This is a genomic window from Gammaproteobacteria bacterium (assembly GCA_009838035.1).
Lineage (GTDB): Bacteria > Pseudomonadota > Gammaproteobacteria > Steroidobacterales > Foliamicaceae > Foliamicus.
This window is the reverse complement of sequence record VXSK01000025.1, coordinates 26,402-34,398: the sequence shown is the minus strand read 5'-3', so window position 1 is coordinate 34,398 and position 7,997 is coordinate 26,402. Positions and strand designations below refer to the sequence as shown.

General features: G+C 72.7%; 5 protein-coding genes. All 5 read right to left on the bottom strand.

All coding sequences use genetic code 11. The features are described 5' to 3' along the window. Positions 1 to 247 precede the first annotated feature (247 nt). The 5 genes from F4Y72_10870 to F4Y72_10850 all read right to left on the bottom strand — a co-directional run bounded on the left by F4Y72_10870 (position 248) and on the right by F4Y72_10850 (position 7,983). On the bottom strand, positions 248 to 4,789 hold the full coding sequence (locus tag F4Y72_10870; GenBank protein ID MXZ28786.1) for a methylase: 4,542 nt from the start codon (positions 4,787 to 4,789) through the stop codon (positions 248 to 250). A 137-nt stretch (positions 4,790 to 4,926) separates the two neighbouring features. Further along, positions 4,927 to 5,571, bottom strand: a complete 645-nt coding sequence (locus F4Y72_10865) for an antitoxin of toxin-antitoxin stability system (GenBank protein MXZ28785.1) — start codon at positions 5,569 to 5,571, stop codon at positions 4,927 to 4,929. 5 nt (positions 5,572 to 5,576) lie between these two features. Further along, a complete protein-coding gene (locus tag F4Y72_10860; protein ID MXZ28784.1) occupies positions 5,577 to 5,996 on the bottom strand; it encodes a DUF2958 domain-containing protein in 420 nt (139 codons plus the stop codon). Next, the gene (locus tag F4Y72_10855; protein MXZ28783.1) at positions 5,993 to 6,247 is read right to left on the bottom strand and encodes a hypothetical protein; all 255 of its coding nucleotides are present in this window, start codon (positions 6,245 to 6,247) and stop codon (positions 5,993 to 5,995) included. Before F4Y72_10855 ends, F4Y72_10860 begins: the two co-directional genes overlap by 4 nt. Next, positions 6,244 to 7,983: a hypothetical protein gene (locus F4Y72_10850; GenBank protein ID MXZ28782.1), complete on the bottom strand. Its 1,740-nt coding sequence runs from the start codon at positions 7,981 to 7,983 to the stop codon at positions 6,244 to 6,246. The genes F4Y72_10855 and F4Y72_10850 overlap by 4 nt, the downstream gene beginning before the upstream one ends. Positions 7,984 to 7,997: the final 14 nt, after the last annotated feature.

The window sequence follows — 7,997 nt, the reverse complement described above, 5'->3', positions numbered from 1 at the left end:
ACTTCTTTCCCTCCGTCCTTCAGCATCAGGGTGGGAGGCGTCCATTCCATTCTCCGTTGCTATGGGGCGTGCCGCAGGACAGCATGCACGCGCCCGGGCGATGGGGGAAGCGCGGTTCCGCCTGCACGGAACCCCGCGAGCCGGCCATACGGATGGCGGACCCTGGCGGGTCGGCAGGCCCTGGCGGGCCGGCGGTACGTACCCTGGCGGGCCGGCAGCACGCGCTGTATCGGACATTCGATCCGCGTCACGCGGGCGGCCAGCGTTCGAGCACCCGACCGAGCGTCCCGGCGTCCGGCGCGAACACGCGGGCGCGGTAGGCGACGATCTCCACCGTGCAGCCGAGGCGCTTGAGCGCCGGGAGATCGGTATCGGCGGGGCCCTCGATCTCGACGCGGTCGGCGCCCATGAGGCGGCGCCGTGCGACGCGCCAGCCGTTGGCCAGCGGAATGGCGGCCCCGCGCGAGAGCACGGCCTCGAACGCTTCCTCCCCGGTCATGTCGAACCCGCCGCCCAGGCCGAACGCCTGCCGCACGGCGCGGACCTGTTCGGCATCGAGCACGCGCCCGATCAACGCAGCGCCTTCGTCGGTGGTGAGCCGGCGCACGCGCATGTTCTCCGCGGGCAGCCGGTCCCAGACCGGCAAGAGAAGCCCCGTGGCGAGCCAGAACCGGGATTCCCGGTGCGAGGGCAGCGCGGCCACCTCGTCGTCCCAGAGGCGGCGCCAGTCCGCCTCCGGAGCCCGGCGCCAGTGCGAGGCACGCAGTTCGTCGCGCGCCATCGACTGGCGGGCGTCGGGCCGCAGGAGACGCAGGCGCTCCTGCACGCCGCCGTCGTCGAACAGCCGCGAGGGGGCGGACAGCACCACCGCGGCGCGCTGCGAGCGGGTATTGACCGCGAGCCTCGGTTGGCCGTCGGATCCGGGATCGCGGGCAGCGAGGGTGAGCGCCGCATCCGCCGTCGTCGGCTGAAGCCGGTCGCGGCGCAGGATCTCGACCAGCTCCGTTGCCGCCCCGGTTCCGGGGTGATCGTACAGCGTCTCCCGTCCGGCCACCGCCAGCGAGTCGGCCCGCACCGTCTCGACGCCGAGCTCGTAGGTGCCGGCTTCGACGGCCTGCTCGATGTTGGCGGCGATGCGCGTTTCAAGTTCCGCGAACAGCTCGTTCTGCTCGTCGATGGGCAGCGCCAGCAAACGGTTGAGGAACTTCGGCATGGGCGGCAGGTTCTCCTTCAGGGAACCCTCGTGGGAGAGTTTGAGGCCTGTGGCGTCCTCGAACCGCTCCGGCGTCCAGCCGCCGATGCGCCCGAGCCAGAGCGAGCCGTAGAACTGGCGCAGCGCCGCCTTCGCGTAGGCGCTTTCGAGGTTGTCGCTCTCGCGGAACAGCGATTGCCCGCCGCCCATGGCGGTCTGGGAATCGCGCTGACCGCGGGTGATGGCGCCGAGGCTGTCGAGCCTTCTCGCGATGGTGGCGATGAACCGGCGCTCGCCCTTCACGTCGGTGGCGACGGGCCGGAACAGCGGCGCGGACGCCTGGTGCGTCCGATGCGTCCTGCCGAGTCCCTGGATCGCCTGGTCGGCCCGCCAGCCGGGTTCGAGCAGGTAATGCACGCGCCGCTCGGTGTTGGCGCAAGACAAATCCGCGTGGTAGCTGCGCCCGGTGCCGCCGGCCATGGAGAACACCAGGATGCGCTTCGCGCCGTCCATGAACGCCGCGGCCTCAGACAGGTTCGCGGACGCGGGACGCCCGCGCAGCGCCAGTCGTTCGCCGCGCGCGTCGGCGATCCGCAGGACCCGGCGCGAGCGCCCGGTCACCTCCGCCACCGCGTCGTGTCCGAAGTGCTGAACGATCTGGTCGAGGGCGGCAGGGACGGGCGGCAGCGCCGCGAGTTTCTCGATCAGGGCGTCGCGCCGGGCCACCGCTTCCTGCGACAGCACCGGCTGGCCGTCGTCGTCGAAAACCGGCCGCGACATCAGGTTGCCTTCGGCGTCGGTGAACGGTTCCTGGAGTTGAACCGGGAACGCGTGGGCCAGGAACTCGATCACGGTCTCCCGGGGCGTGAGATCGACGTTCAGATCGTCCCATTCCGAGGCCGGGATCTCGGCGAGCCTTCTCTCCATGAGCGCCTCGCCGGTGGACACGAGCTGCACCACCGCGGAGCGCCCGTGCTCGAGATCGGCCTCGATGGCGCGGATCAGCGACGGGCACTTCATGGAAGTGAGCAAGTGGCCGAAGAACCGTTGCTTGGAGCCCTCGAACGCGGACATGGCGGCGGACTTCGCGTTGCGGTTGAGGGTGCACTCCCCGTCTGCGATGCCGGTGGCGTTCAGCGCCTCGGTGAGGTTGGCGTGAATGACCTTGAACGCGCCGGCGTAGGCGTCGTAGATGCGCCGCTGGGCGTCGGTTAGCGCGTGTTCGAGGATGTCCACTTCCACGCCGTCGTAGGACAGCGCGCGGGCCTGGTACAGGCCGAGCGCCTTGAGATCGCGCGCGACCACTTCGAGCGCGGCGACTCCGCCCGCCTTCATGGCGGAGACGAACTCGGCGCGGGTCTCGAAAGGCGTCTCTCCGGCGGCCCAGAGTCCCAGCCGCCCGGCGTAGGCCAGCCCGGGGACGGTCGTGGCGCCCGTCGCGGAGACATAGACGACGCGCGCGTCCGGCAGCGCGTGCTGGAGCCGTAGACCGGCCCGTCCCTGCTGCGAGGGCGCGATGTCGCCGCGGTTGCCCTTGCCGCCCGCGGCGTTGGCCATGGCGTGGGCCTCGTCGAACACCACGACGCCGTCGAAGGCGTGGCGGTCGTCTTCGTCGAGGCTGCCCGCGAGCCATTCCACGATCTGGTCGAGCCGCGAGGCCTTGCCTTGGCGGGCCGGCGAGCGCAGCGTCGCATAGGTGGAGAAGAGGATGCCTTCGGTGAGCGGGATCTCCGCGCCCTGGCGGAACTTGCCGAGGGGGATCACGTCGGTTTCCCGGCCCCCGAGTGCGGTCCAGTCGCGGCGCGCGTCCTCCAGCAGCTTGTCGGACTGCGACAGCCAGAGCGCCCGGCGCTGTCCCTTGAGCCAGCGGTCGAGCACGACGGCGGCGACCTGCCGGCCCTTGCCCGCGCCGGTGCCGTCGCCGAGCATCCAGCCGCGCCGGAAGCGCACCGGTTCGGACAGCGTCTCGCCGTCGGCGGTGGCGCCGTCATCCTGCGGTTCGCCGTCCTCGCCGCAGCGATGCACGGTTTCCCAGCCCGAGCCGATGCGGTAGCGGGCCGCAAGGTGTCCGGCATGGGCCGCGCCCGCGAGCGCGACGCTCTCGAGCTGGGCATCGGACAGCGCCGCCCCGGTCACGACCCGTTCCGGCAGCATCGGCGGGTACGACGGCCGCGGGTGCGGGACGGCCGCCATCGCCGCGGACTGCACCAGCGGGGTCGGATGGGCGGTGGCGCCCGGTACCCGCACCACGCTCGGGCGCCACGCCGCGTAGGGGCCTGCGGCAGTGGCCGCGGACGATTCCGTTTTCCGATCGACCGCTGCGCTGGCGATCTCCAGTTCCGCAACCGGGCCCCAGTCATGGGCGGATTGGGGGGCAGGCCGTGCGGCGTTCCGGCGGGCCGTGCCGGATTGCCGGGTTCGCGGCACCGGGACGTGCCCGAACAGATCGGCGCCGGGCGCGGGTTCGACGGTCCGCCGCGGCGGGACGGACGCGATCGCGGCATCGAGCAGTTCGACGGTCCGCCGCGGCGGGACGGACGCGATCGCGGCATCGAGCAGTTCGGCGGCATCGGCGGCGCGGGCAGAGGGATCGACGGCGATGCCGGGTCCGGAACTCCGGTCGACGACCGTGAGCCGGGTCTCGAACCCGGTGCCCCGCCGCGCGTAGGCGCGCCCGTCGATGGCCATGGTGAACACGACGCGCGCGCCGGACCGCGGCGCGAACGCGCCGTTCCAGGCCGCATCCCCGGGCACGCAGTTCGCCGAGGTGACGGCGACGAGCCGGCCGCCTTCGGGCAGCATCGCGAACGCCGAGCGGACGTGCCTGAGGTCCGCGCCGCGGCGGCCGCGCGACACGCCCGGGGTGGCCGAGAACGGCGGGTTCATCAGCACGACCGACGGCCGCACGTGCGGCAGGAAGTCGGCGAGGGCTTCGGCGTTGTGGCGGGTGACTTCGGCCTCCGGGAAGAGCCCGGCGAGGACTGCCGCCCGCACGGGCGCGATTTCGTTGAGATGCAGCGCGCCCACGGCTTGCCGCCCGAGCGCGCACTGGGCCATCACGGCGAGCATTCCGGTGCCGGCGGACGGTTCGAGCACGGCATCGCCGGGCCGCACGGCGGCGGCCTTCAGCGCCGCGTAGGCCATCGGCAGGGGCGTGGAGAACTGCTGCAGGCGCACCTGTTCCTCGGACCGCCGGGTGTGCGAGGGCTCCAGCGCCGCCAGGGCGCAGAGCATGGCGAGCATGTTGGCGGGACCGTCCGGGCCGGCTCCGGCGCGGCGGCGCATGGCGCGCCCGTAGCGTTGCAGGAACAGCACCAGCGCGGCCTCGGCCGCTTCGTAGGCGTCCTTCCACAGCCAGGCGCCCCCGGCGTCGGTCCCGCCGAACGCGCGGGTCATGGCGTCTCTCAGCGTGGACGCGTCGAGCGGCCTTCCAGCCTCCAGGAGGGGCAGCAGGGTCCGGGCCGCGGCGATGAGGGCTTCGGCCCGGGCGGGCGGCAGGACGGCCCGGGCGGGCGGCGGACCGTAGCCCACGACGGGCGCGAGTGGCGGGGCGGACGGGCGCGCGGCGGCGTCCGCCGGGGAAACGGCGTCGGGCATGGAAGTCTCCGGATGGGTCGGGATGGAAAGCCGGCGGCGAACGGGGCGGTATCCCTCCCGCGCCGCGCCGCCGGACCGCCTGCCGAACGGCCCGCCGGACTCCGGGGGGCGGGTCGCGCGAACGCGAACCGGTGCGATCAGCCGAAGCGGGCCCCCTCGGCGGTGAACGTCCAGGCATTGACGGCCAGGGTCTCGTCCACCAGGGCGTCGGACGTTTGGTAGTCGTACTCGCGCTCGAGTTGCCGGTAGAGCCAGCGGGCCAGATCGCGCATGGCCTCGACGACCGTGTCCTCGGCGCCGTCCGTCATGGGCTGCCAGGTCGGGCTGTCGCGCTCGACGTCGACGGTCATCGTGTACTCGTGGCAGTAGCGCCCGCGCTGGCGGACATCCGCGGCGAGCTGGAAAAAGTTGCGGCGCTGGACCGCCTGCAGGGTGTCGGCGATCCCGTGCAGATCCGTGTCGCGCGGCGCGTGCGCCCGGATGGCGCGGGCCGCGCCGGGTACGTACTCGTACGCGCCCTCGAACGAGGCGCCACTCCCTTGGAAGGCGAACCCGGAAAACCAGACGCAGGGTTTGTCTCTCGTCCCGCCGCCCATCAGCGGCACGGGGCGGGTCTTGAGCGTCACGCCGAGCAGCCCGCAGACGGTCTCGAAGTCGTCGTACACGAACTCGTGCCAGTCATAATCCAGGCACGACTCCCGGAACCAGGCGCGGGCGCGCTCCTTCGCCGCGCCGGACAGTTCCTTGAGTTCGTAGACGGTGGTTTCGACGATGCGGGGCATGGCGGCTACCTCCCGGGCTGCGCAGCGGCGGGTTGCGGATCGGTCCGGGTCGCGGCGGCGGCGTGGCGGCTGAGCGCCGCATCGAGCTCGGGGCCGCGCTCGACGATGCGCCGGGCGGCGCGCGCGGCCTCCGCGTACACGGAGATCGGAGCCCTGGCGCGGAAATGCAGGTCGCGCTCGATCGTCAGGCCGAACGGCAGGCGGGTGGCGGCGATCTCCGAAAGGCTGGCGTAGCCCAGCTCCGGGAAGCCGAAGCCCAGATCGCACAATCCGAACAGAGTGTCCTCGTCCTCGCCGAGTTCGGTGAACAGCCAGGTGGCGGCGCCGCAGGGGTTGAACAGCTTGAGCGGGGGCCGGGGATCGGCGTCTGGCAACGCGGCGTTCTTCAGCAGTTCGGCGCGCTGGGACTCGGTGATGAGTTTCATGGGCGTCTCCGGTCAACGTCAGTGGAAATTGGCGGCTTTTCGGCGGACATCTGCGGGGCGCAGCCCGGCGGGCCGAACTCGACCGCGATGTCGTCGCCGTCGACGGCGATGGCGACGGCGCGGTCGGTGGGCATCAGCCAGTGGATCTCCGTCCACAGGGCGCGGGCGATGGCGCGCTTGCGCGCCTCGTCCCCGTCCGTCCCCGGCGCGTCCGCGCGCTTGGCGTGGACAACTCGTCGATTGCCGTTCACGACGCGGTCGCCGCGGCTGGCTCGCCCAGGGTCACGGTGATCCGGCCGTTGCGCACGGCGATGTCCGCGCCGCGCTCGCGCGGAATCAGCCAGGACAGCTCCCGTTCGACCGCGTCGGCGATGGAGCGCCGCCGCGCCTCGTCGTCGGAGACCAGGAGCCGCGTGGCCAGATGCAGCGCCTCGCGCTCGAACTCGATGCGCTGGCGCTCCCAGGAATCCGCGTCGGCGTCGTCCGAGGGCGAGAAGTAGGCGTCGTACAGCAGCCCCGCGAGTTCGTGCGGGTCGAGCGCGCTGTCTGCGGTCACCAGCGGCCGCGCGTCCTCCACCCAGGTCCAGGCCTCGCCCGCGAACGCGAGGTCCGTGGGGAGGTCGAGGGTGCGGTCCGGTCGCCCGGGCGATCGCACGGTGGCGACCGTGCGAATCGTCTCCGGCCGCGGCGGGAGCGTCCCGGCGCCACCCGCGCGATCCGGGGCGGGCCAGTCCTCCAGCGCGTGGATCGTGCCGCCATCCGTGACCTCCGTGCGGATCGCCACAATGCGCGGGATCGCGTCGTACCAGCCGAATCCCTCCAGCCTGCGGTCGGGCTCGAACAGCCGGTGCGTCACGCCGCCGCGCTCCGCGGCGCGCCGGAACCCCTGCGCCTCGGGCGGCTCGGGATCGGCCGCGACGAGCAGCGCGTCGGTGCCGATGGCCTGGAGCTTGGGCGCCTCGCGCCAGTGGTCGATGTCGGCCACGGCGGGGCGCCAGGAACGAAGCTCGGCCGGCGGCGATTCGATTTCGATGCCGGCCCGGCGAGCCCGTTCCCAGTCCGCGAACGACGGGCGGGGATCCGGATCGACGGCGAGCGCCCGGTAGATCGCGTGTCGGGCGGCCTCGCGCATTTCGTCCAGAAACGGCGTCTCGACCGCCTCCTTGCGGGCGGGCAGCACGAACTCCAGTTCGGGACAGTCCTCGATGTCGGCGGCCACGCTCCAGTGCGCGCCGCCGACGGATTCGACCGACGGCAGCCGAACGGCAACGGTCAGGCCGTGGAAGTTCACGTCCGGGTCGTTCAGCGCGAACCGCCGCGGGCGGTTCCGGAACACCCCGAACACCAGGCCGCGCCAGCGCTCGACATGCACGGCGCCGTCGAGGAACGCCCGGCGCGGCAGCGCCTCGGCGTCCCTTGGCGAGCGGTCGGCGCGTCCCCAGTACACCGGGAGCGGGTAGTGGACGGTGGCGGCTTCCAGCGCGCCGCGGATCTTGTCGTCCGCCTCGGTCTCCCCCGCCGGAAACCGCACGGCCGTGCCGTGCGGATACGGTGCGCCGACATCCGGAAGTACCTCGGCCGCGGCCTCCCCCGCGAAGTGGTCCGGCTCGAGCTCTACTCGCCAGCCGGGCGCGTCGCCCGGCGCGCGGGGCCGCGAGGAGACGGCGCAACCCCGGCGCGCCAGGCTCAGCATGCCCATCCCGGCGGCGTCCTCGCGTTCGACGAGATCGCCGCTCCAGCCGTTCTCGCCGAACGACAAGAGAACCCGGGGGTCGGCGATGCCCTGTCCGTCGTCGAGGACGGTGACGGTCGGCCCGCTGTCGCGTTCGTGCTCGCCCAGCACGACGTTCACGCGCGTGGCATCGGCGCGGCGGGCGTTTTGCAGCGTTTCGGCGAAGATGTCCGCAAGCGTCGCGGCGAAGGTGCGGGTGACGCGCTTGAGCGCGGAATCGTGGATGCGCGCGCGGATCGTTCGGGTGTCGTTCATGGAGCCTCCCTGTG

Excerpts from the sequence above, each read along its gene's own strand:
- F4Y72_10870 (MXZ28786.1), bottom strand. The coding sequence starts at position 4,789 with ATGCCCGACGCCGTTTCCCCGGCGGACGCCGCCGCGCGCCCGTCCGCC.
- F4Y72_10865 (MXZ28785.1), bottom strand. The coding sequence starts at position 5,571 with ATGCCCCGCATCGTCGAAACCACCGTCTACGAACTCAAGGAACTGTCC.
- F4Y72_10860 (MXZ28784.1), bottom strand. The coding sequence starts at position 5,996 with ATGAAACTCATCACCGAGTCCCAGCGCGCCGAACTGCTGAAGAACGCC.
- F4Y72_10850 (MXZ28782.1), bottom strand. The coding sequence starts at position 7,983 with ATGAACGACACCCGAACGATCCGCGCGCGCATCCACGATTCCGCGCTC.